Source organism: uncultured Shimia sp. (assembly GCF_913054185.1).
Lineage (GTDB): Bacteria > Pseudomonadota > Alphaproteobacteria > Rhodobacterales > Rhodobacteraceae > Shimia.
Window position 1 is genome coordinate 1 of sequence record NZ_CAJXIV010000073.1, and the last position, 21281, is coordinate 21281.

20 protein-coding genes and 2 pseudogenes are annotated in these 21281 nt (G+C 57.4%); 12 read left to right on the plus strand and 10 right to left on the minus strand.

Annotation, left to right across the window (positions count from 1 at the left end; all coding sequences use genetic code 11):
* A pseudogene (locus tag QZ517_RS14310) lies at positions 1–926 on the minus strand (hypothetical protein); the annotation flags it as partial.
* A gap of 145 nt (positions 927–1071) precedes the next feature.
* Here QZ517_RS14310 and QZ517_RS14315 point away from each other — a divergent pair.
* The 7 genes from QZ517_RS14315 (at position 1072) to lexA (ending at position 6662) form a co-directional block, all read left to right on the plus strand.
* On the plus strand, positions 1072–1665 hold the full coding sequence (locus QZ517_RS14315) for an aminodeoxychorismate/anthranilate synthase component II (RefSeq protein ID WP_294228037.1): 594 nt from the start codon (positions 1072–1074) through the stop codon (positions 1663–1665).
* Entirely contained in the window at positions 1662–2681 is a 1020-nt protein-coding gene (trpD, locus tag QZ517_RS14320; RefSeq protein WP_294228038.1) for an anthranilate phosphoribosyltransferase, read from the plus strand. Before QZ517_RS14315 ends, trpD begins: the two co-directional genes overlap by 4 nt.
* Positions 2678–3346 carry a uracil-DNA glycosylase gene (locus QZ517_RS14325; RefSeq protein WP_294228039.1) on the plus strand — a complete coding sequence of 223 codons (669 nt, stop codon included), beginning with the start codon at positions 2678–2680 and terminating at the stop codon, positions 3344–3346. Before trpD ends, QZ517_RS14325 begins: the two co-directional genes overlap by 4 nt.
* Positions 3343–4158 carry an indole-3-glycerol phosphate synthase TrpC gene (trpC, locus tag QZ517_RS14330; RefSeq protein ID WP_294228040.1) on the plus strand — a complete coding sequence of 272 codons (816 nt, stop codon included), beginning with the start codon at positions 3343–3345 and terminating at the stop codon, positions 4156–4158. The genes QZ517_RS14325 and trpC overlap by 4 nt, the downstream gene beginning before the upstream one ends.
* Positions 4158–4649: a cyclic pyranopterin monophosphate synthase MoaC gene (gene moaC / locus QZ517_RS14335; protein ID WP_294228041.1), complete on the plus strand. Its 492-nt coding sequence runs from the start codon at positions 4158–4160 to the stop codon at positions 4647–4649. The genes trpC and moaC overlap by 1 nt, the downstream gene beginning before the upstream one ends.
* Positions 4646–5821, plus strand: coding sequence for a gephyrin-like molybdotransferase Glp (gene glp, locus QZ517_RS14340; RefSeq protein WP_294228042.1), 1176 nt, complete (start codon positions 4646–4648; stop codon positions 5819–5821). The genes moaC and glp overlap by 4 nt, the downstream gene beginning before the upstream one ends.
* Positions 5822–5948: 127 nt before the next feature.
* Positions 5949–6662: a transcriptional repressor LexA gene (gene lexA, locus QZ517_RS14345; protein WP_294228043.1), complete on the plus strand. Its 714-nt coding sequence runs from the start codon at positions 5949–5951 to the stop codon at positions 6660–6662.
* Here lexA and QZ517_RS14350 read toward each other — a convergent pair.
* Positions 6656–8701 carry a ComEC/Rec2 family competence protein gene (locus tag QZ517_RS14350; protein WP_294228044.1) on the minus strand — a complete coding sequence of 682 codons (2046 nt, stop codon included), beginning with the start codon at positions 8699–8701 and terminating at the stop codon, positions 6656–6658. The two genes, lexA and QZ517_RS14350, sit on opposite strands and share 7 nt — an antisense overlap.
* 80 nt (positions 8702–8781) lie before the next feature.
* On the opposite strand from QZ517_RS14350, the gene gltX reads away from it, so the two are divergent.
* The 5 genes from gltX to QZ517_RS14375 all read left to right on the plus strand — a co-directional run bounded on the left by gltX (position 8782) and on the right by QZ517_RS14375 (position 14801).
* Entirely contained in the window at positions 8782–10197 is a 1416-nt protein-coding gene (gltX, locus tag QZ517_RS14355; protein ID WP_294228045.1) for a glutamate--tRNA ligase, read from the plus strand.
* A gap of 85 nt (positions 10198–10282) precedes the next feature.
* Complete coding sequence (gltA, locus tag QZ517_RS14360) at positions 10283–11578, plus strand: citrate synthase (RefSeq protein WP_294228046.1); 1296 nt, start codon at positions 10283–10285, stop codon at positions 11576–11578.
* A gap of 292 nt (positions 11579–11870) precedes the next feature.
* Entirely contained in the window at positions 11871–12731 is an 861-nt protein-coding gene (locus QZ517_RS14365; RefSeq protein ID WP_294228047.1) for a hypothetical protein, read from the plus strand.
* A gap of 408 nt (positions 12732–13139) precedes the next feature.
* Entirely contained in the window at positions 13140–14039 is a 900-nt protein-coding gene (locus QZ517_RS14370) for a calcium-binding protein (RefSeq protein WP_294228048.1), read from the plus strand.
* A gap of 252 nt (positions 14040–14291) precedes the next feature.
* A complete protein-coding gene (locus QZ517_RS14375; protein ID WP_294228050.1) occupies positions 14292–14801 on the plus strand; it encodes a DUF2087 domain-containing protein in 510 nt (169 codons plus the stop codon).
* Between the two features lie 5 nt (positions 14802–14806).
* Here QZ517_RS14375 and QZ517_RS14380 read toward each other — a convergent pair whose 3' ends face one another.
* The 8 genes and pseudogenes from QZ517_RS14380 to QZ517_RS14415 all read right to left on the minus strand — a co-directional run.
* Positions 14807–15583 (minus strand): enoyl-CoA hydratase-related protein, encoded by a 777-nt coding sequence (locus tag QZ517_RS14380; RefSeq protein ID WP_294228051.1) that lies wholly within the window; start codon positions 15581–15583, stop codon positions 14807–14809.
* Positions 15584–15650: 67 nt separating this feature from the next.
* Complete coding sequence (locus QZ517_RS14385; RefSeq protein ID WP_294228052.1) at positions 15651–16124, minus strand: cytochrome c-type biogenesis protein; 474 nt, start codon at positions 16122–16124, stop codon at positions 15651–15653.
* A gap of 5 nt (positions 16125–16129) precedes the next feature.
* A complete protein-coding gene (locus QZ517_RS14390) occupies positions 16130–18103 on the minus strand; it encodes a heme lyase CcmF/NrfE family subunit (RefSeq protein ID WP_294228053.1) in 1974 nt (657 codons plus the stop codon).
* A 58-nt stretch (positions 18104–18161) separates the two neighbouring features.
* Complete coding sequence (locus QZ517_RS14395) at positions 18162–18716, minus strand: holin family protein (protein ID WP_294228054.1); 555 nt, start codon at positions 18714–18716, stop codon at positions 18162–18164.
* Positions 18707–19318, minus strand: a complete 612-nt coding sequence (locus tag QZ517_RS14400) for a holin-associated N-acetylmuramidase (protein ID WP_294228056.1) — start codon at positions 19316–19318, stop codon at positions 18707–18709. The genes QZ517_RS14395 and QZ517_RS14400 overlap by 10 nt, the downstream gene beginning before the upstream one ends.
* A gap of 145 nt (positions 19319–19463) precedes the next feature.
* The gene (gene ccmE / locus QZ517_RS14405; RefSeq protein ID WP_294228057.1) at positions 19464–19913 is read right to left on the minus strand and encodes a cytochrome c maturation protein CcmE; all 450 of its coding nucleotides are present in this window, start codon (positions 19911–19913) and stop codon (positions 19464–19466) included.
* A 27-nt stretch (positions 19914–19940) separates the two neighbouring features.
* On the minus strand, positions 19941–20969 hold the full coding sequence (gene argC / locus QZ517_RS14410) for an N-acetyl-gamma-glutamyl-phosphate reductase (RefSeq protein WP_294228058.1): 1029 nt from the start codon (positions 20967–20969) through the stop codon (positions 19941–19943).
* Positions 20970–21086: 117 nt separating this feature from the next.
* Positions 21087–21281, minus strand: a pseudogene (locus QZ517_RS14415) (glutamate racemase); the annotation flags it as partial.

Below are 21281 nucleotides of genomic sequence, written 5' to 3' on the forward strand. Positions count from 1 at the left end.
CGCGTCCGGTAATCCACTGACTTTTCAGCCACATTCGGATCCAGCGTGCTCACCGCGATGCTCAATGGATAAGGAAAGCTCTCAAGCGCCTCAATGTCATAGGCCTGCTCACCAGTGTCGATCAGAACAATCGCCATAACCGGTTTTTCTTCAGCGTTCTCAAACTGTTCCGCATTGGCTTCTACAGGGCGAGACACCAGCGTTTCCAGGCTGTCTTCATCGTTGGCACCCACAGTTGGCAAGCGCGTCGATGTGCGCTGTTCAAACTTCTCATCCAGATCAGTCGCAGGCTTCAATAGGCTCTCTGCGGCTGTGGCCTCTTCAACCATGTCTTCTTCCGCAGCTTCCGCCTTTGGCGTAATGTCTTGCGCCTCCTCAATAGGCGCCGCCTCCGTCACAAGACCTTCACCGGCATCTGCTTCTGCATCACCTTCGGAAGGCGTTGGAAACGCTTCGTTTTCCGCCACTTCCGGCGCTTCTGGCTGTGGTGGATTAGTCGAAATCGACAGCTCTGAGTCTGGCACCGGCGTCGCAGGCGTCTCCGCCTGCGGGTTGGGCAGAACCGGCGTCTCTTCGTTCACCACAACAGCGCCGTCGGTTGCAGCTGCATCCGGCGCAGCCAATGCCGTTGTTTCTGTGCCAGTCTCCGGTTTTGGTGCTGAATCAGTGCTGCCAATCGGCGGCGCATCACTGCTATCAGCCGCGGGCGTCACAGCGGCCGAAGCCTCGTCTACCGCAGCATCTGCCTGCGATTCTGTTTCCACCGCACCGGTCTCTGGCGCGGTCTCATCTGCGGCCTTCGGCGCATCCGTGTTTGTCTGAGGCGTCACCGTCGCAGGCAATGGCGACAACAGCGACGTAACCGCCAAAACGCCCCCCACCAGGATCGCGCCCCAAAACACACCCGACATTAATCCGCGAAACATAGCTGCCTGCCTCTCTTTTACGTCCATTTTATGGGCCGACCTGCACCTGCCCCTCTTGACCCTCTGCGCCAAGCCTGAACATGTATACCGCGAGCAGGCCCTCTGCCTCCACCCCTTTTGCATCTTTAGGGAAAGAACCGACAAAATGCTGCTTCTGATCGATAACTACGACAGTTTCACCTACAACCTTGTGCACTATCTGGGCGAGATGGGCGCAGATGTGCAGGTCTGGCGAAACGACGCGTTGACCGTTCAGGACGCCATGGGCATGAACCCGTCGGGCATCCTCTTGTCCCCCGGTCCGTGCGACCCGTCTCAAGCGGGTATCTGCCTGGCATTGACGGCGGCCGCCGCCGAAACACGCATCCCTTTGATGGGCGTGTGTCTGGGGCATCAAACCATCGGTCAGCATTTTGGTGGTGACGTTGTGCGCTGTCATGAGATCGTGCACGGCAAAATGGGCACTATGAAACACACTGGCAAAGGCCTCTTTGCTGGCCTGCCAAGCCCGTTTGAAGCGACGCGCTATCATTCACTTGTAGTAGACCGCGCCACACTGCCGGACTGTTTGGAAATCACCGCTGAACTGGACGATGGCACCATCATGGGGCTGCAACACAAAGAGCTGCCTATGCACGGCGTGCAATTCCACCCGGAATCAATTGCCTCTGAGCACGGCCACGCCCTGCTCAAAAACTTTCTGGACATGATGCCCGCCAAAGAGGACGCCGCCGCATGACTGCCGACATTAAATTCCTGATCGGCGCCGCGGCTGATCGCCCATTGACGCGTTCTGAGGCCAAAGGTGCCTTTACACTGTTGTTTGAAGGCGAAGCCACACCCAGCCAAATGGGCGGCCTGCTCATGGCGTTACGCACCCGTGGCGAAACCGTGGACGAATACGCCGCTGCGGCTGCCGTTATGCGCTCCAAATGCCACGCCGTGAAAGCGCCGGACGGCGCGATGGACATCGTTGGCACCGGCGGGGATGGCAAGCACACGCTCAACATCTCCACCGCCACCGCGTTTGTCACCGCAGGCGCAGGCGTGCCGGTTGCCAAACACGGCAACCGCAATCTCAGCTCGAAATCCGGCACTGCTGACGTGCAAACCCAGATGGGCATCAACGTCATGGTTGGCCCGGAAGTGGTGGAAAAGGCGCTGCAAACCTGCGGCATTGCCTTCATGATGGCGCCCATGCACCACCCGGCAATTGCCCATGTGATGCCCACCCGTGCCGAGCTTGGCACCCGTACAATCTTCAACATCCTTGGCCCGCTGACCAACCCGGCTGGGGTGAAACGTCAATTAACTGGCGCCTTCACCCGCGACCTGATCCGCCCAATGGCGGAAACCCTGGGCCAATTGGGCAGCGAGCGCGCCTGGCTGGTGCACGGCTCTGACGGCACCGACGAGCTGACCATCACCGGTGTGAGCTGGGTAGCTTCTTTGGAAACAGACGGCACGGTCAAAGACGTGGAGCTACACCCCGAGGACGCGGGCCTGCCCATGCACCCGTTTGAGGACATTGTCGGTGGCACGCCCGAAGACAACGCCAACGCCTTTCGCGCGCTCCTTGATGGCGCACAAAGCGCCTATCGTGACGCGGTTCTACTGAATTCCGCCGCCGCATTGGTGGTGGCCGATGCAGCAAGCGACTTGCGCGAAGGAGTTGAAAAAGCCCGCGAAAGCATCGACTCCGGTGCCGCCAAAGGCAAAGTGGCCGCATTGGCCAAAGTCACTTCGGCGGCATGAGCACAGCCATTCCGCCCAGCCACTGGGCGCATCTGCCCTTCTTCACGGACCACTGGCCAGACATCGAAGCGCAAATCCGAATCGACCCGCGGGAGATCCTTCCTCCCGCGGCACAGCGCTTCGCCGCGCTTGAGGCTGTTTCGCCGGAAGATGTGCGCGTTGTCATTCTGGGCCAGGACCCATACCCAACACCCGGCCACGCTCATGGCCTGTCTTTCTCGGTCGACACTGACGTGCAGCCCCTTCCCCGCTCTTTGAACAACATTTACAACGAAATGCAGGCCGATCTTGGCGCAAGACCGCCAGACGGAGATTTGCGTTTCTGGGCCAAGCAAGGCGTGCTTTTGCTTAACACGGTACTTTCTGTCCCAGCAGGGGACGCCAACGGTCACAAAGCGCTCGGCTGGCAAACCCTGGCCCACCAGGTGTTGGCCGATGCCTCCGTCCGCCGCCCTACGGCTTTTGTCCTGTGGGGAAAACAGGCCCAAGCCCTTGCACCTCACATCACATCGCCTAAAGATGGCGGCCAACATCTGATGATTGAAACGGCGCACCCATCGCCACTCTCCGCCCGACGCGGGTTTTTCGGCTCCCGTCCGTTTTCAACCATCAACACATGGCTCGCCGACCAAGGCGACACACCGATAAACTGGACTGACGCATGACCGAGACCGTTCTGGACAAAATCAAAGCTTACAAGCTGGATGAAGTGGCCGCCGACAAGGCTGCCAAACCTCTGGAGGCGATTGAGGCCGAGGCGCGCGAAGCCAGCCCCACCCGCGGTTTTTCCGACGCGCTGCACAAGGCCGCTCGCGAAGGTTATGGCCTGATCGCCGAGGTCAAAAAAGCCTCGCCCTCCAAAGGCCTGATCCGCGAAGACTTCAATCCGCCGGAACTCGCCAAGGCTTACGAGGAAGGCGGCGCAACCTGCCTGTCCGTGTTGACAGACACCCCGAGCTTTCAAGGCCAAAAATCCTTCCTAACCGAAGCCCGCAAAGCCACCAACCTGCCCGCGCTGCGCAAAGACTTCATGTATGACACCTATCAGGTCGCTGAAGCCCGGGCCTTGGGTGGCGACTGCATCCTGATCATACTGGCCTCCGTCAGCGACGCCCAAGCACAAGAGCTCGAAGAGGCGGCCTTCAGCTGGAACATGGACGTGCTGCTAGAGGTGCACGACCGCGAGGAACTGGAACGCGCCAGTCAGCTCAAATCCCCACTGATGGGCATCAACAACCGCAATCTCAAAACCTTTGAGACCACGCTCGACACCACCCGAACCCTGTCCAAACTGGTGCCGGAAGACCGCTTGATTGTTTGCGAAAGCGGCCTCAACTCCCCAGCGGAATTGGCCGACATGGCCCGCTACGGCGCCCGCACTTTCCTGATCGGCGAAAGCCTGATGCGCCAAGACGACGTGGCGACCGCCACCCGCACCCTGCTCGCCAACCCGCTAAACGCCATGGGAGGCATGTGATGAGCAACACCCACGCCTCTGGCCTCACTCATTTTGACACCAAGGGTGACGCCCACATGGTGGATGTCTCTGAAAAGGCCGTCACTTCGCGTGTCGCCACCGCCGAAGGCTGGGTCAAGATGGCGCCTGCCACCTTTGACATCATCAACGAAGGCCGCGCCAAAAAAGGCGACGTTCTGGGCGTTGCCCGCCTCGCTGGCATCATGGGCGCCAAAAAATGCGCAGATCTGATCCCGCTCTGCCATCCGCTGCCAATCACCAAAGTGGCCGTCGAACTGACACCAGACGCCACTCTTCCCGGCGTGCGCGTTGAGGCTACGGTAAAAACAACCGGCCAAACTGGTGTCGAAATGGAAGCTTTGACAGCGGTCAACGTGGCTGCACTGACGGTCTATGACATGTCCAAAGCGGTCGACAAAGCCATGGAGATTGGCGGCATCCGCGTGATTCTCAAAGACGGCGGAAAATCAGGACGTTACGAAGCAAAATGATCTCGGTTGCTGACGCGCTCACACACCTCTTCGCCCTCACCAAACAGCTCCCGGTGGAAACCGTCCCGTTGTCCCGGGCCAATGGGCGCACACTTGCAGCGCCCGTCAGTGCAAATCGCGATCAGCCTCCGTTTTCCGCCTCCGCCATGGACGGCTACGCCATTGTCGCCGAAGGTGTCGAACCCGGAAAATCCTATGAGGTAATTGGCGAAGCCGCCGCTGGACACGCCTTTGAGGGCTCCGTGACGGCAGGCCAAGCTGTGCGCATCTTCACTGGCGCACCAGTGCCCGAAGGGGCAGACCGCGTGATCATTCAGGAGGACGTGACCCGCGAACGCGACACCATAACTGTCTCAGACAACCTAGACAAAGGCTTGCATATCAGACCTTTGGGCGGCGACTTCAAAGTGGGTCAAACCATTGCCGCCCCGCGTGTCCTGCGCCCATCCGATATCGCGCTCATGGCTTCGATGAACATCGCCGAAGTGCCAGTGACCCGCCGCCCCAATGTGGCGATCCTGTCTACGGGTGACGAGTTGGTCATGCCCGGCGAAACACCCGGCCCCGACCAGATCATCGCCTCCAACAGTTTTGGCCTACAAGCCATGCTGCGCGACGCGGGATGCGAGGCCCGCCTCTTACCCATCGCCCGCGACACCCGCGCCTCTCTCGAAGCGGCCTTCGACCTTATGGACGATGCAGATCTGTTGATCACCATTGGCGGCGCTTCGGTTGGCGACCATGATCTGGTTGGCGATGTGGCCCAAGATCTCGGCATGCAGCGCAGCTTCTACAAAATTGCTATGCGTCCCGGCAAGCCTTTGATGGCCGGGACTTTGGCCAATGGTGCGATGATGATTGGTCTGCCCGGCAACCCGGTGTCGGCCATGGTTTGCGGCCAAGTCTTTGTACTGCCGGTTATGCGTGCAATGTTGGGTTTGGGAGAAAGACAAACACCGCGCATTCCGGCCATCCTAGAGACCGCTATGCCTCAAAACGGTCCTCGCGAACACTACATGCGGGCGCATGTAGAGCACGGAAAACTCTCTCTTTTCAACAATCAGGACAGCTCGTTGCTCTCGATACTGTCAGACGCCAATGCGCTGCTTGTTGTACCGCCAAACGCCCCCCAGTGGCCAGCTGGAACCTCCGTCGAGTACATCCCAATCTAGTCGTAACACTTTGTTGCCATACCACATTTCAGCATCTGTTTCCGCTATGTTCTATAAAAGTTTTGACACAAAACAAGAACATGCGTAGAACAAGGGTAAGACACACTCTATTTGGAGGTCCTCGAGCATGTTGACCAAAAAACAACTAGATCTGCTGGAATTCATTCACACCCGTCTGCAAAAAGACGGGGTGCCCCCCAGCTTTGACGAAATGAAAGACGCGCTGGATTTGCGCTCCAAATCTGGCATTCACCGCCTGATCACAGCGCTGGAAGAACGCGGCTTCATCCGCCGCCTCGCCCACCGCGCCCGTGCGATAGAGATTGTAAAACTGCCCGAAAGCATGGGCGGCGCGCCCTCGGCACCAACCGCGGGCTTCAATCCCAAAGTGATCGACGGCCCACATCCCTCCCCCGCGCAGCCCGCCAATGTGACTCCAGACGAAGTCAAAAACTTCGCTCGCGAACTGCCCGTCATGGGCAAAATTGCAGCTGGTGTTCCAATTGAAGCCATCAGTCATGTCGACCATCACATAGCCGTGCCTGGCCAGATGTTATCCGTCGGCCAAAACCACTACGCGCTTGAAGTCAAAGGCGATTCCATGATCGACGCTGGCATCAACAATGGTGATGTGGTGATCCTCTCGGAAACCACCACAGCGGATAATGGCGACATCGTTGTCGCCTTAGTGGAAGATCAGGAAGCCACGCTGAAGAAGTTTCACCACAACGGCACTTCTATTGCGCTGGAGGCCGCGAACCCGGCATACGAAACGCGGGTCTATCCGGAAGACAAGGTCAAAGTGCAAGGCAAACTGGTGGGTCTGATCCGCACCTACTGACCACGCACCTCCGCGTCATTCCACAACCGACGGCCTGCGACCTCGCGGGCCGTTTTGCGTAGCGGTACAGCACCATCAAACTTCAGCGCAACAGACCCCATGGTTTCCAGTTCGCGGATGTCGAGATATTCACATGACAACTCGCCGTCAAAAATTGTTGAAAATACTACAATATCCTGCGGTGCGCAGCCGTCAAACAACGCCTGTCCGCGCTTGCCCTGCACATGGATCAACCGCCCCCCGCCCGCCATATCGACAAACGGCACACGACTTTCTCCCCCGGGCCACAGGCTGGCCGCCCCCGGCTGATCACGTTGGCTGCCGTCATTCTCCAGCCAGTTCTCCGCGACAAACCCTTGCCCTTTGGCCTTTGATAAAGCCCGCCCTTCTGGCGTCATAACGCCCACCAGACCACCTGTATCTGAAATCAAAACATCAGGTCTCTCAGCCGCACTCCACAGCCACCCCGCGCAACCGATAACCGCAATGCCGGCGATCCTCGTAGGTCCTTGCCACAAAAGCAGCCATAGCCCGCCAAGCGCAATCATCGGAAGCACCCATGCGCCGCCACTGGGCACCGTGCCCCGTGCGCCATCTAGACCGCTGACGAAAGTGGCGATGGTCACAATCCACCGCAACCCCTGCTCCATTACCCACAGCGGGAACGCCTCAAGCCCAATCGGAGCCAAAACCGCCGCCACTACCGCCGCTGGCACCACCAACGCGCCCATCACCGGCACAGACAGCACATTGGCCAACAATCCGTAGTGCGCCACGTGATTAAAATGCATCGCTGCAAACGGCGCAGTTGCCAATCCAGCCACAAGGGAGGACACGACCACGGCGGACACGGGGCGCAGCCATTTTGGACCCAAGTGCCATTGCATTTCACGCAGCCATCCAAACACGCCAACCAAGGCTGCTGTGGCGGCAAAGGACATCTGAAACCCCGGTCCCATCAAAGCTTCAGGCTGCATCAGCAACACAACAGTTGCAGCCACTGCCACCGCTCGCAGTGTCAGCGCACGACGATCCAAAAGAACCGCCAACAGCACCACAAACGTCATAACAAACGCCCGTTCCGTCGACACTGCGCCACCAGACAATATCAAATATCCCGTGGCCGCCAAAAGTGACACGCATGCGGCAATTTTCTTTCCATTGACGCGCAGACCCACCGTTGGCACCAAAGCGATGTAAAACCGCACCGCCCCAAAAACAAACCCGGCCAACAGCCCCATGTGCAGACCGGATATTGCCAACAAATGCGCGAGGTTGGCACCGCGGAGCGCGTCTGTGACCGCCTCAGATATTCCGCTGCGGTCTCCGGTGGTTACAGCTGCAGCAAAACCAGCCACATCCCGCGCCATGCGGGCTTGGATCGCCGCAGACAGGCGCATGCGAAATCCATAAACCCCTCCGCTGTTGTCTGGTTGTGCCAAGGCGACAACCGGTACCCGAGTATAGCCCACCGCGCCAATTTGTTTAAACCAGGCATGCCGTTGGAAATCAAATCCACCCGGCTCTACCGGGCCAGAAGGTGGCGACAAATGTCCTGTGGTTCCGATCAGCTTTCCCGGTGTTGGTCTGGTCCCATCCACATCGCCATGCAATGAAATTCGCACCCGTTTGGGTGTGTCCTTTGGCGTAAACCGATCCAGTTTCACATCGTTCAAGGTTAGCCTCACAGCATCAGAGGCCGAGCGATCAATCGCAACGATCCGCCCTTCAATTGCGCCATAATACCGAAATTCAAGAACAGGCCCCGCCACGCGATGGGCCCGCGCTCCGGCGATGCAAACTCCGGCCAAAACAAACGCCACAAGCCATAGACACGCAGCGGCATGGGCCTCCTTACCAATCGTCAACCATGCAAACCAACTTGAAATCAGTCCGATCGCCAACAACACCGCAACAGCAGGTTCAACTGGCAGCGTAAAATAGATGCCAATCCCCAGCCCCAAGCACACCGGCACCCAACAAAACAGGTGCCCATGTTGGTTCAAAAGGGAAGCACGCAAAGATGTGACGACGCGCAAGCCTTGTCCTCTCTTACCCGTGTCGCTAGACAGTCCCTCAACGCTAGAACCCCAATGGTTACTGAAAGGTTAAGCCCGCTATGACAGGCCAGGTCGTCACCCGTTTCGCCCCATCGCCCACCGGCTATCTGCACATCGGCGGCGCACGTACGGCGCTGTTCAATTGGCTTTATGCCCGCGGCCGCGGCGGAAAGTTTCTGCTGCGCATCGAAGACACCGACCGTGAGCGCTCCACACCTGAAGCCACCACAGCCATTCTGCAGGGTATGAACTGGCTTGGCCTGGACCATGACGGAGAGGTTGTGAGCCAATTTGAAGGCGCAAAACGCCATGCCGAAGTTGCGCTTCAGCTCTTGGACGAAGGCAAAGCCTTTAAGTGTTTCGCCACCCAAGATGAAATTGCCGCCTTCCGCGATCAAGCCCGCGCCGAAGGCAAATCGACCCATTACCGCAGCCCATGGCGCGACGCAGACGCCTCCAACCACCCAGATGCACCATATGTGATCCGCATCAAAGCCCCGCGTGAGGGGGAAACGGTGATCCGCGATCAGGTGCAGGGCGATGTGACCATTCGCAACGACCAACTGGACGACATGATCCTGCTACGCTCCGATGGCACACCGGTTTACATGCTGGCAGTTGTTGTAGATGACCACGACATGTGCGTGACCCATGTGATCCGAGGGGGTGACCACCTCAACAACGCCGCGCGTCAGATGATGATCTACACCGCAATGGGTTGGGAATTGCCGGTCTATGCCCACATCCCACTGATCCACGGTGCTGATGGCAAAAAGCTGTCCAAACGCCACGGCGCCCTTGGGGCACAGGAATATCAAGCCATGGGTTACCCCGCGGCTGGCATGCGCAACTACCTCGCGCGCCTAGGCTGGAGCCACGGCGATGATGAGTTTTTCACCGACGCACAAGCCAAGGACTGGTTTGATCTCGACAGCATCGGCAAGAGCCCGGCTCGGTTTGATACCAAGAAGCTGGAGAACATCTGTGGCCAACACATCGCGGTGAGCGACGATGCTGCATTGCTGCAAGAGATAGTGAAATATCTTGAGGCAGCAGACCAGCCGGCGTTGAGTGAGCCACAGACCGTATTACTACGGGATGCGCTCTACTGCCTCAAGGATCGCGCGAAGACTTTTCCAGACCTCATTGAAAAGGCTCACTTTTCCCTGACATCCCGTCCAATCACTGTCGAAGACAAGGCCGCCAAACACCTCGATTCAGTATCCCGTGGTATACTGAATGATTTGACGCCGCAGCTGCAAAATGCTAGCTGGTCGCGTGAAGGGCTTGAGGCTGTAACGAGCAGTTACTGCGAAGCCAATGACATCAAGTTCGGCAAGATGGCTGGTCCGCTCAGGGCGGCGCTGGCTGGTCGAGCTGCGACCCCCAGCGTTTTTGACATGATGCTGGTGCTGGGACGCGAGGAATCTCTCGCGCGTCTGACCGACGCTGCCAAAGATAACGCGACGGAATAACGCTTGTTAATCAGGCCTTAAGACGTCGCAGACACAACGCGCCGGGGCGATCCGCGTCCCCGGCTACATAGGAAGGAAAACTGCCATGTCCGAGGCCAAGAAAACCGCAACCCTTACGATTGACGGCGCGTCTTACGAGTTGCCAATCCACTCCCCTACTTGCGGTCCGGATGTGCTCGACATCCGCAAACTTTACGGCCAGGCCGGCGTGTTCACCTATGATCCAGGTTTCACGTCCACTGCGTCCTGTGAATCCACCATCACCTATATTGATGGCGAAGAAGGTGTTCTGACCCACCGTGGTTACCCAATTGGGGATCTGGCGGGCAAATCCCACTACCTCGAAGTTTGCTACCTGCTGCTCTACGGTGCCCTGCCAACGGCCGCGGAACTGGAAGATTTCGAAACCACCATCACCCGCCACACCATGCTGCACGAGCAGATGACCACATTCTTCCGTGGTTTCCGTCGCGACGCGCACCCGATGGCGATTATGGTAGGTGTGGTTGGTGCCATGTCCGCATTCTACCACGACTCCACCGACATCAACGACCCGCGCCAGCGTGAGATCGCCTCTCACCGCCTGATCGCAAAAATGCCTACCATTGCGGCAATGGCGTATAAGTACACCATCGGTCAGCCGTTTGTGTCTCCACGTAACGATCTGGATTACGCCTCCAACTTCCTGCGCATGTGCTTTGCCGTGCCAGCCGAAGACTATGAAGTGAACCCGATCCTGTCGCGCGCGATGGACCGTATCTTTACTCTGCATGCCGACCACGAGCAAAACGCCTCCACCTCCACGGTGCGTCTGGCGTCTTCCTCCGGTGCCAACCCGTTTGCCTGTATTGCTGCGGGCATCGCCTGTCTCTGGGGCCCAGCCCACGGCGGCGCAAACCAGGCTTGCTTGGAAATGCTGAAAGAGATCGGTTCTGTGGATCGCATCCCGGAATACATCGAGCGCGCCAAAGACAAAAACGATCCGTTCCGTCTGATGGGCTTTGGTCACCGTGTTTACAAAAACATGGACCCACGCGCGACGGTGATGAAACAGTCTGCGGATGAAGTGCTGGAACTTCTGGGTGTTGAAGACAACCCACTGCTGCAAGTTGCCTCCGAGCTGGAGCGCATCGCGCTGAGCGACCCGTACTTCAAAGAGAAGAAGTTGTTCCCGAACGTCGACTTCTACTCCGGCATCATTCTTGAGGCGATGGGCTTCCCAACCTCGATGTTCACGCCAATCTTTGCGTTGTCGCGCACCGTTGGCTGGATTTCTCAGTGGAAAGAACAGTTGTCCGATCCGGGCCACAAAATTGGCCGCCCACGTCAGTTGTATCTCGGCGAAGACGTGCGCGCCTACACAGACATCGAAAACCGCTAAATCAAACGGTTTTTACAATTTCAAACGCGCCGGAGCCCTCTCCGGCGCGTTTTTCATTGCCCAAAATTGGAATTCATAAAATTGTCCATTTTGGCTTCTGATCGGCCCAACTTCAAACACGTTTAACGTGCAGAACTGAGTTCAAATTTCGAAGAATTGGAATCGGTTGGTCTCACATCCGGCGACTGCGATACTTCCGCAGGCAATTATTGCCAATCGCGTTGTGCAACTGACCTCCCGACCAATGTTTGTGTTTTGGCGCTTATTAGACGCCACAATTTGGAGATGAGTGATGTGGATTTTAGGTCTACTGTTTATGGGGCTCGCGGCAAGCAGCCTGTCCGGCGGAGATGGCTCAGATGATGACGGCACGGAAACTGGCTTTGCGTCTGACACTGAGACCGACGATGATACCACCACCACCCCAATCGTGTCCGAAGAGGGCGACATTGGCATCTTGCTTGAAGGCGGAGCTTCCAACAACGACCTGACAGGAACGCACGGCCCAGACCTGCTTGACGGCAAAGACGGCGATGACACCCTGCGCGGCCAACAGGATGATGACAATCTCTTTGGCAGCGAAGGCGATGACGCACTGTTTGGTGGAGATGGCGACGACTATTTGACCGGCGGCGAAGGCGACGATGCACTGTACGGCGACAGCGGAAATGACACGCTTATTGGCTATACCGGTCAGGACACATTGGAAGGTGGCAGCGGCGACGACTGGCTGTTTGGTGCAGATCTGACCAACCGTGATCCTGAGGTCGCGGACAGCTACTTGGATCGTGAGCCAGATACCGAACTTGAAACGCAAGAGCCAACTGACACAGAAGAAGCTGACAAGCTCTACGGGGGCGCGGGTAACGACAATCTGATCTTGGGCGCACACGACACTGGAACCGGTGGCGACGGCAATGATACCTTCAATATTGGACATTGGGTTGAAGAGGATGCGCCGCTAATCACAGACTTCAATCCGGAAGAAGACATGGTCTCTATTATCGTGCCCGACACAGTACCACTGCCAACCATCACACTGGAGCGCGTCGGCGACGAAACTCATGTACTCGCAGACGACGTGATCATGGCACGCATTACGGGCTCTGCTGATGGGTTTGACGCCTCTGACGTGACCTTCGTCACCCTGTGATCTGTCGCAAAGCCGCCGACAGCCCGCCCTGCAAACAAATGTGCGACCGGCACAACCAGTGACGACTCACCACCAAAAAACGCGCCGGCATTTCCTTTCCGGCGCCGTCCTTTTTACACATTGATACAAAGACAGAAACAATCTCCGATAGACTGAGGCATTGACTGCAAACCCTGTCAAATACCTCTCAAATTATTGACACGCATAACGTGTTTAGGGCAATTTACGCGCAACATGGCTCGGGAGCCAATTGAGACGCGTAGAAGACGCGAAACAGGTGATTGATCTACCTTACTTGCTTCCTACAGATGTGACCGAATGGGACATCTGTTCCCTCCAGAATGTCTTCCGTTGGCCACCACAATTCTGAGCGCGTGCAATTTCGACGCGCAACTAGGAGAGACCAACATGATGTTTTTGGGTTTGTTGCTCGCAGGTCTGGGGATCGCAGCATTTGCTGATTTTGGTGGTTCGGACGACACTGAAAGTGACGAAGGGAACGATGCCAATACCAACACCGACGACGAGATCAACACCACCGGCGGCGTGAACGACGAGGTCACATCCCGATCCATCACACGCGACGGTGAAGTGGGCCTCATGTTGGAAGGCTCCGACAGCGACAACGAAATCTACGCAACCAACGGTCCGGACATCCTGTCCGGCGAAGACGGCGACGACAGTCTGCGTGGTCGCGATGGCCAAGACTACCTCCTAGGCGGTGACGGGGAGGATTCCCTCTACGGACAAACCGCCGATGATCTGCTCCACGGCGGCTCTGGTGACGACGAGTTACATGGCGGCAGCGGCAATGACACTCTGTTTGGAGCCGGCGGCGATGACGCCCTCTATGGCGGCCCGGGCAATGACGAGCTGGTTGGCGCAGACATCTTCAACCGCGATCTCGAAATTGCCGACCGCTACACACCTGAGGACCCTTCCAGCCCATTGGCGCTTGCCACGCCAACCGAAGAAGAAGCCAACCTATTGGATGGTGGCGAAGGCGATGACTGCATCTTGATGGGCGAAGGCGACACCGCCACCGGTGGCGCTGGCAACGACCATTTTGAAGTGGGGTATTGGGTCGAAGACGAAGACAACGTGCCACGCATCACCGATTTTAACGAAGCTGAAGATGTTATCGAGGTCCACTATCTGGCAGGGGATCCGGAACCGGCCATCACCCTGGGCATCGAAGGCGACGAAACGCTGGTCTATGCAGACGGCCAACTTGTGGTGCGCGTGCAGGGCGACAGTGACTCGCTGACAGCCAGTGATGTGCAGCTTGCAGAGATCACCGTGTCGTAGGACCGCTGGTTACCCGTGAAGACTTAGCCTGCGGCGCGCAATGAACCAACCGCCGCGCCGCTAAGCTGGACACCATCCAAGAACACAACTAAACACGGCGCCATGGGTCCGCAGTTCACCCAGGCGCCGCCGGTCACACTGACTTTGCTAAACCTGCGAGATATCTTTCGACAGCATGCTTTTGCACGTGCCGTCGACAAGGGCGGCCATCGACCCCGACCTCGGGATGCACGACATCAAAAGGATGCCCTCATGTCACAAGACGTGATCCCTCTTTACGTGGCCGACGTTTCGGCTTTCACCAAAACCCTGCGCAAGTCTTTGTCCGAACAAGACAAACTGCCCGGTCACGCCGCCATGTTGGCGCTTGTAGCCAAAGCCGCAGGGTTTCAAAACCACCAACACCTAAAGGCAGCCAAACCAGCTGACGACACAACGCTGGATGAGCTGGCTCTTAAGCGTGCCTTGCGTGTGTTTGACGAGACAGGCCGCATGTTTCGCTGGCCCAAATGGACAAAGGTGCAAGGCCTGTGTCTCTGGACCTTCTGGGCCCGGATGCCCGCGCACAAAGATTTGACGGAAAAAGACGTCAACGCGATCCTAATCGACGGGTTGAGCTTTGACGACCACGTGTTGCTGCGTCGGTCTCTGATTGACCACAAGCTGGCAGAACGCACCATCGATGGGCGGGTCTATCGCCGCATAGAACAAAGGCCAACGCCCGAAGCGCTGGCCTTGATGAAACGGCTCAAAGAACGGTAAAAGACTTAGCGCCCCTCGTATTTCGCGGGGCGCTTCTCCAGAAACGCCACAACACCCTCTTGGAAATCTCGGGTCTTGCCCAGCTTGCCTTGGCGCTTGGCTTCCTGTTCCATCTGCGCGGTCCAGTCGTTGCCATAGCTGTCCTGAACGGCGCGTTTGATCTCTTTGTATGCCAGCGTTGGACCACTCGCGAGATGCGCGGCGCGCTTTGTCACCGTAGCTTCATAGGCGTCATCCGCCACCGCTTCCCAGATCATGCCCCAGTCATCCGCCTGACGTGCGCTGATCTTGTCACCAAACAGTGCTGCGCCCATGGCTTTGGCTGCGCCCATCGCCTTGGGCAACTCATAGGTGCCACCGGCATCCGGCATCAGACCAATGCGTGAAAACGCTTGCATGAAATAGGCGCTCTCTTTGGCAATCACCACGTCTGCGGCCAGCGCAAGATTGGCCCCGGCCCCCGCGGCAGCGCCATTAACTGCACTGATTGTCGGAATACGGCATTCCCGAATAGCCCGGATCATCGGCATATACTCGTCGCGCAGCGTGCGCTCCAAATCCATGCTGGCAGCACTGGAGCTGTCGCCCAGATCCTGACCAGAGCAAAACGCCTTGCCTGCGCCGGTCAACACCAACACGCGGGCTTCGGAACCAGCCGCGATGACCGCATCTGTGATTTCCGCCCGCATCTGTTGTGTCATCGCGTTGAGCGTGTCTGGCAGGTTCAACGTCACCGTCGCAACACCGTCGGTCACATCATAAGTAATTGTCTGATAATCCATAGGGTCCCTCTCCGCGTCCTGCCCCGTCATCGCATCCCAGCGCTTGTGCTCCAAGCGGGACCCGACGTCATTCCTTGAGGATTTCCTGAAGCCGCGCTTCTTCCTCTTCGCTCAATGTGCGTTCCGTTGGCGTGCGGGCTGTGGAGCGGCGGCGTGTATAGCCAAACCCAACAATCAACGCGAGGATCAACATCACCGGTCCCGCACCATACAGCACCATATTGGTGCCACTGATACGCGGCCGCAGCAGCACATATTCGCCGTAGCGGTCCACGACGAAGTCAACAACCTCGTCGTTGTTGTCACCTTCCACCAAACGCTCGCGCACCAAAACTCGCAGGTCTTTGGCAAGCTGGGCATTGCTGTCGTCAATGCTTTCATTGCGACAAACAAGACACCGAAGATCTTTGGAAATGTCCCGTGCTCGCTCTTCCAGAACCGGATCATCCAAAATCTCATCCGGCTGCACAGCCGCACTTGGCCCTGCCAGCATCAGCGCGACAAAAACTGCCGCGCCCCAAGTTTTCAGCGTTGTCATCATGTCTCTCACTCCGCTGGTACGCCACCTGCCGGCGCTTTGCGCGCCCCGGCCGCCACACGATAGCGACGGTCGGTCAGGCTCAACAGTCCACCAAGAGACATAAGGAAGGACCCGAACCAAATCCAGTTGGTCAGCGGCTTAATGTAGGTCCGCACCGTGTACGCGCCATCTGCCTGCGCATCCCCAATCGCCAGATACACATCTCGCAGAATACGATAATCAATCGCCGCTTCTGTGGTTGGCATCGCCGCCACCGGGTACACCCGCTTTTCGGGATGAAGCATGGTCACCGCTTTGCCGTCTTTGCGCACACGGATGTCCGCCATAGTGGTCAGGTAGTTTGGCCCTTCGGCCTCCCGCACACCTTCCAACGTGATCTCATACGCGCCAACCATATAAGGTTGGCCAAGCTGCGCCACACGAATGTCTTCCTGCTCCCAGGCCATCAGGCCTGCGATGCCAAAGATGGTCACACCAAACCCCGAATGGGCAACAGCTTTGCCCCAATCCGCCCGTGGCAGACGTGTCAGGCGACCAATGCGATCGCCAAACGATCCACGACCGGTGCGCGACATCAGATCAATTGCAGCCCCCATCAGCAACCAAGCGCCAAGGAACAAACCTACCGGACCCAAAAGCGACCGACCGCCTTGAATGGTCCAAGCAAGCCCGCCAAGCGCCACCGCCAGAACAAACGCCGGCACCAATGGCTTCACCACTTTGCCCAGCTTCGCCCGCTTCCAAGGCAGCATCGCCCCAACTGGCAAGACCAGCCCCAGCAGCACCATAAACGGCGTGAAGGCCATGTTGAAAAACGGCGCGCCCACGCTGAGTTTGCGCTCAAAGAACATCTCACTCACCAGCGGCCAAATGGTGCCGATGAACACCACAAAACAGGCCACTGCGAGCAGGATATTGTTCAGCACCAGCGCGCTCTCACGGCTGACCACACCAAACACCCCTTTGGCCTCCATTTGACCAGCACGTGCCGCAAATAAGGTCAGCGCACCACCCGTAAAAAACACCAGAATACCCAAGATAAACACGCCTCGTTCCGGGTCATTGGCAAAGGCATGCACCGAAGTGATCACACCAGAACGCACAATAAATGTCCCGATCAACGAGAAACTAAACGCCATGATCGCCAGCAGAATGGTCCAGCTTTTCAGGCTTTCGCGCTTCTCCACCACAATCGCCGAGTGCAGCAACGCCGCCGCAAGAAGCCAAGGCATGAAGGACGCGTTTTCCACCGGATCCCAGAACCAGAAACCACCCCAACCAAGCTCGTAGTAGGCCCACCACGACCCCAGCGCGATACCGATGGTCAGAAACACCCAGGCCGCCAAAGTCCAAGGCCGCACCCAACGGCCCCAGGCTGCATCCACACGGCCTTCGATCAGCGCAGCAATGGCAAAAGAGAACGCCATAGAGAGCCCAACATAGCCGAGGTACAAAAACGGCGGGTGCAAGGCGAGGCCCACATCCTGCAACAGCGGGTTCAAATCGCGGCCGTCAAACGGCACCGCTTCCATGCGCTCAAACGGGTTTGAAGTGAACAGTATAAAGGCAAAGAAGGCCACAGCCACCGCACCCTGAATGGACAGTGCACGCGAACGGATACCGGGCGGCAGATTGCCGCCAAACCAGGCCAAACAAGCCCCAAACAACGTCAGGATCAACACCCAGAGCAGCATGGACCCCTCATGGTTGCCCCAAACACCGCTGATTTTGTACAACATCGGTTTGAGCGTGTGAGAGTTGCCAGTCACCAAGGACAACGAAAAATCCGAGGTCACAAAAGCATATGTCAGCGCCGCAAAACTGAACGACGTGAACAGGAATTGTAGCCCCGCCGCGGGTTCCGCCACGGCCATCCAACCGGGCCAACGCATCTGCGCGCCTACAAGTGGAACAATTGCCTGCACCATTGCGGTGACGGCGGCGAGGATCAGGGCGAAGTGGCCAAGTTCTACTATCATGGCCCCTATATACGCCGACGCGCAGGTGGGGCCAATGCAAATCGACCCCGCAAAATGATCACTTTGTCGCGCCCCCGCTGGAATGTTCGCGCCAATCCACAAGCACCGGATTCTCTCCCTCTTCCATGGGGGATTGAGCCTCCACCTTCACCGGACTCTCAAGCGCTTTGATCGTATCGACTACCTCTGAAACCTGGGCCAAATTTTGCGTCATAGAGCGCTGAAATTCCTGACCTTTTGTCTGATGCCTTGCGCCAAAATAGAAACTCACCACCACGCCAAGCAGCCACCACAACGGCTCCGGCACCAAAGCAATGCCCGACATGCGCGCTGCAAACCAGACCGGGTCCACCATAGCACTCACAAACAACGCCAAACAGCCCAAAGCCATCGCTGGACGCGGCAGGCGATTCACCGCATCCATCATCCGATCAAACCGCCCACGATCCCGCACGCGAAACTCTGCCGCATGGCCCTGCATGGCGGTGATTTGCACATCTTGCGCCCGCTGCGCCGCCCCTTCAGCATTCTCGCGGAACACCTCTGCGGTTTCCCTAATGACATTGCGCCCGCCACCAAACACAAAGGACAACAACCGCTCAATCACCCCCATGACGCCACCCGCTTCTCAAATTCCGGCTGTGTCAGGTGATAGCGCGGTGAGATAAATTCTTCCGCCCGTTTGATCCAACCACCCTTTTTGCCAGCACGGGACCTCGCATATTTGCGAGACTTAGGGCGCAAGTCCGCCAGCCGGAAATAGTAGTTCCGCCGCGCCACCCCATAAGCGTCCGCCAAATGATCCGACGCCATGCCCGCCGCAACTTTGCTGGCGGCAATTGTCTGCGGCCCAATTTTGCCATCCACCGTGACCTGCTGCCCCATTTGCCCCAGCAACCGCTGCAGAATCTTCACCGCATTGCTGCCCGCGTTGACGTACATATCAAACACCGACGCCTGCAAAACCTCTGGCAGCCGATCCACTTTGGGCCCTTCATAATAGTGCCGAAGATACACCGCTTCCGCATCTTCTGGAGCCAGCTTTTTCAAATCCGCCACATCCACATCACCATCGCGATCTTTGTCCAAACCCAATCGCCGCGCCGTGGCCAGCGTCACCCCAAAATTGGTCGCCCCGCCCGGGTCATCCGGATCATTTACAAACCCACCTTCCCGCGCCACAATCTCCTTTGCTACTTGCCGTACGTCCAACATCGCAACCTCCTATGTGCCTCCCACACAGGTTGCCGCCCCCTCTCTTAATCCGCCGCCACCGCAGCGCCCGATGCCTGTTGCACACAAAACAAAACCCCGCAGGCCTCTCAGCCCACGGGGTCAAATTCTTGTCCTGTGAAAAATCTTAGCTCTCTGGGTCAGGATCCACGTAAACGCCCTGCTCTTTCAGCGCATCCACCACCTCTTTGGGCATATAGGTCTCATCGTGTTTCGCCAGAATTTCTGACGCGACAAACACCCCATCCACATACTTCCCAGTGCCAATCATGCCTTCGTTCTCTTTGAACAGATCCGGCAACACACCAGTGAACGTGACTGGAATAGAGGCACCGCCATCGGTCACAGAAAAGCGTACGGTCTCACCGTCGCCACGCACCAAAGTGCCCTCTTCTACCAAGCCACCAATGCGGAAAGTTTCAGAGGCCGCTGGAGGTTCTTCCGCCACCTGAGAAGGTGAGCGGAAATAGTTGATCCCGTCTTGCATGGCCCATCCAATCAGGCCGGTGGAAATGATAAGGGCTACGAAGGTCAGGATGATCACCTGAACCCGGCGTTGCTTCTTGAGGCTCTTCATTTTTCCTCTCCAGCGCGTACGCGCAAATTACGGGAAACAAGGCGCCAGCATCAGGCCAGCGGTCTCTTCTTCTCCCAACATCAGGTTGGCGTTCTGCAACGCCTGGCCGCTGGAGCCTTTGGTCAGGTTGTCCAGTGCCGCAATTACTATGGCGCGACCTTCGATCCGATCAGCTGCCACGCCGATATGGCAAAAGTTTGAGCCACGTACATGCCGCGTGCTCGGCGCTTCACCAAAGGGCAGTACTTCCACAAAAGGTTCCTCAGCATAGGCTTTTGCCAACGTGGCATAGATCACCTCTGCGTCACCCTGCACATACACGGTTGCTAGAATGCCCCGGTTGGCTGGCACCAAATGCGGGGTGAATTGCACTTTCACCTCGCGTCCCGCCACTTTGGAAAATTCCTGATCGAACTCCCCGAGATGCCGGTGTGTGCCGCCAATCGCATAGGCATGGTTGCCTTCGCTTAACTCCGCGTGCAGGAGGTTCTCTTTCAAGGACCGCCCTGCGCCGGACACTGCACATTTTAGATCAAGAATGATTTGATCAAGGTCAATCACATCCGCCTCAATCAACGGTTTGAGCGCAAAAAGTCCGGTCGCCGCGTTACAGCCGGTTCCAGCCACAACCCGCGCCGTTTTGATCTCTTCCCGGTAAAATTCGGTCAGGCCATACACAGCCTCTTTCTGAATCTCGAGCGCATCATGCTGGCCGCCATACCATTTGGCGTATTCCTCAGGATCGCGCAGCCGGAAGTCTGCGCTCAAATCAACCACCTTAATATTGGATGGCAATGCTTTGATTACACGCTGAGAAGTCGCGTGAGGCAACGCACAAAAACTCAGGTCCACATCCGCAAAATCAATCTCTTCAATCTTGCACAGCGTTGGCAAAGTCAGGTGGCGCAGATGTGGGAACACCGCCGCCATTTCCAATCCCGCCTTACGATCCGCGGACAGCGCAACGATTTCCATGCTGGGATGGGTGGCGATCAAACGCACAAGCTCTGCTCCGGTGTAGCCGCTGGCGCCAAGAATTGCGATTTTGTGGGTCATCTCTTCGACCTCTTCCCTTCTTTTGGCTGTAGCATTCGCACAACCATCCCCGTCACTTGCGAGGTAAATAGTAAATTGTGGTGAGAATTGCGAGAGCCTGCGCGCCCTCGCCGCAGCTTAAGCGGCTTGAAAGGAGATTTGTCGTCGCAAAAACTGTGTTGCGCGATCACTCACTTTGCGAGGATCACCCGTGGTCAGGAACAAATTGTCTGTGCCGTGCCCAATCATTTTGGGGTGCCGCTCCAAATAGTCTGCCAACGAATCTGCAACCAGATTGGCCTGACTATACACATTTACGTCCGCGCCCAAAGC